This is a genomic window from uncultured Amaricoccus sp., assembly GCF_937858865.1.
In the GTDB taxonomy this organism is placed as follows: domain Bacteria; phylum Pseudomonadota; class Alphaproteobacteria; order Rhodobacterales; family Rhodobacteraceae; genus Amaricoccus.
In genome coordinates, this window is sequence record NZ_CALLYO010000205.1 from 1 (window position 1) to 1,794 (window position 1,794).

At 71.1% G+C, this 1,794-nt stretch carries 3 protein-coding genes and 1 pseudogene; 1 reads left to right on the top strand and 3 read right to left on the bottom strand.

Annotated elements, in window-relative coordinates:
* On the top strand, positions 1-983 hold a 983-nt coding region (locus Q0112_RS05655), incomplete at its 5' end, for a ribonuclease J (protein ID WP_297972607.1).
* Here the strand turns inward: Q0112_RS05655 and Q0112_RS05660 are convergent.
* The 3 genes and pseudogenes from Q0112_RS05660 to Q0112_RS05670 all read right to left on the bottom strand — a co-directional run.
* A complete protein-coding gene (locus tag Q0112_RS05660; protein ID WP_297972609.1) occupies positions 964-1,323 on the bottom strand; it encodes a helix-turn-helix transcriptional regulator in 360 nt (119 codons plus the stop codon). The two genes, Q0112_RS05655 and Q0112_RS05660, sit on opposite strands and share 20 nt — an antisense overlap.
* Before the next feature lie 13 nt (positions 1,324-1,336).
* On the bottom strand, positions 1,337-1,591 hold the full coding sequence (locus tag Q0112_RS05665; protein WP_297972611.1) for a type II toxin-antitoxin system RelE/ParE family toxin: 255 nt from the start codon (positions 1,589-1,591) through the stop codon (positions 1,337-1,339).
* A gap of 54 nt (positions 1,592-1,645) precedes the next feature.
* A pseudogene (locus Q0112_RS05670) lies at positions 1,646-1,794 on the bottom strand (peptidase T); the annotation flags it as partial.

Below are 1,794 nucleotides of genomic sequence, written 5' to 3' on the forward strand. Positions count from 1 at the left end.
TGGCGACGACCTTCGCCTCGAACGTGGCGCGGCTCCGCACGCTGGCGCAGGCCGGCAAGGCGGCGGGGCGCGAGGTGGTCGTGCTGGGGCGCGCGATGAACACCATGCTGAGGACGGCGCACGCCGCGGAGGTGCTCGCCGACTTCCCCGCGACCCTCGACCCGCTCGATGCCGACAATGTGCCGCGGCGCAACCTCCTTGTGCTCGCCACCGGCAGCCAGGGCGAGCGGCGGGCGGCGACGGCGCAGCTGGCGCAGGGGCGCTATCTCGGGTTCGAGCTCCTGGCCGGGGACACCTTCCTCTTCTCGTCGAAGACCATCCCGGGCAACGAGGTGGCGGTGGCCCGGATCCTCAACCAGCTGAGCGAGCGCGGCGTGCGGGTCATCGACGAGACGAGCGGGCACTACCACGTCTCGGGACATCCGAACCGGCCGGATCTCGTCATGCTCCAGGAGCTGGTCCGCCCGCGCGCGGTCATTCCGATGCACGGCGAGCACCGGCACCTCTCGGCGCTGGCCGCTCTCGCGCGCGAGCGCGGCGTCGCGGCGGCGGTGGCCCCCAACGGCACGCTCGTCGACCTGACCGGCGACGCCCCGAAGCTGGTCGAGAAGGTCGAGACCGGCCGGGTCTATCTCGACGGCACCGAGCTGATCGGGGCCATGGACGGCGTGGTGCGCGAGCGTATCCGCATGGCGACCCGCGGGCATCTGGCGGTCAGCGTCATCATCGACGAGCGCGGCCGGCCGATCGGCGGCGCCTGGGTGATGGCGCGCGGCCTCCCGGACAATCCGAAGATGCGCGACGGGCTGGAGGGAGCGCTCGAGGCCGAGATCGGCCGGGTGCTGGCGCGGGCGAAGCGGGCCGAGATCGACGACGACGACGCGCTCGAGGAGCTGATCCAGCGCGCCGCGGCCCGGATCTGCAACGACGCGGTGGGCAAGAAGCCGATCGTGACGGTGATGATCAGCCGGCTGGAGGAATAGCGTCCGCCGGCGGAACGAGATCGTCCATCGGCACGTCGAGCGCCTCGGCGATCCGCCGCAGCGTGTGCACGGACCCGACCCGCTTCCCGCTCTCGATGTCGTGCACCTGCACCCGGTGAAGCCCCGCGCGTCTCGCCAGCTCGGCGGCGGTCATGCCGCGCCACTCCCGGATCACGCGGGTGGGGTTCTCCCCGGCGAGGATGCGCTTCAGCACGTCCCCGGGCATTCCCTCGCCGCCGGCGGCCGTCGCCCGATCGAAGGCCGCGATGTCCGCCAGCATCTCGGCCGCCTCGAGCAGGCGGGCGTACTCGGCCCGCGGAATGCTGACCATGTCGTTCATCGCCTTCGCCTCCTCAGTAGATGCTGCCGCGGGTCGCCACGTCGAGCACGTCCAGGACCTCCCCGTCGATCATGATGACACGCCAGTCGCCCACCCGCAGCCGTATGCCCGCCCGGCCCTGCAACGCCGTGACGTTGTTCGCCTGCGACGCCGGATCCGCCGCGTAGGCCTCGATCTTCTCCATGATGCGAAGCGCCGTGTTCGCCGGGATGCGGCGGAGCGCCTTGCGGGCAGCGGGCCGGTAGGTGACCTGTTTCACCGATGCCATGTTAGCTTACAGCTAACGGATAGTCAAGAGCTAACAACAGGCGAGGGGGTCGCCTCAGCCCCTGCGCTCGGCGCCCCAGAGCTCGGCGAGCTTCAGGCACATGGCGACCGAGGCGGCCATGTCGGCGGTCGAGATCCATTCCAGCGGCCCGTGGATCTCCTGCATGCCGGTGAAGAGGTTGGGGCAGGGGACGCCCATCTCGG

What these genes read in the sequence shown, in the direction of transcription:
- Q0112_RS05660 (WP_297972609.1), bottom strand. Translation starts at nt 1,323, where the DNA reads ATGAACGACATGGTCAGCATTCCGCGGGCCGAGTACGCCCGCCTGCTC.
- Q0112_RS05665 (WP_297972611.1), bottom strand. Translation starts at nt 1,591, where the DNA reads ATGGCATCGGTGAAACAGGTCACCTACCGGCCCGCTGCCCGCAAGGCG.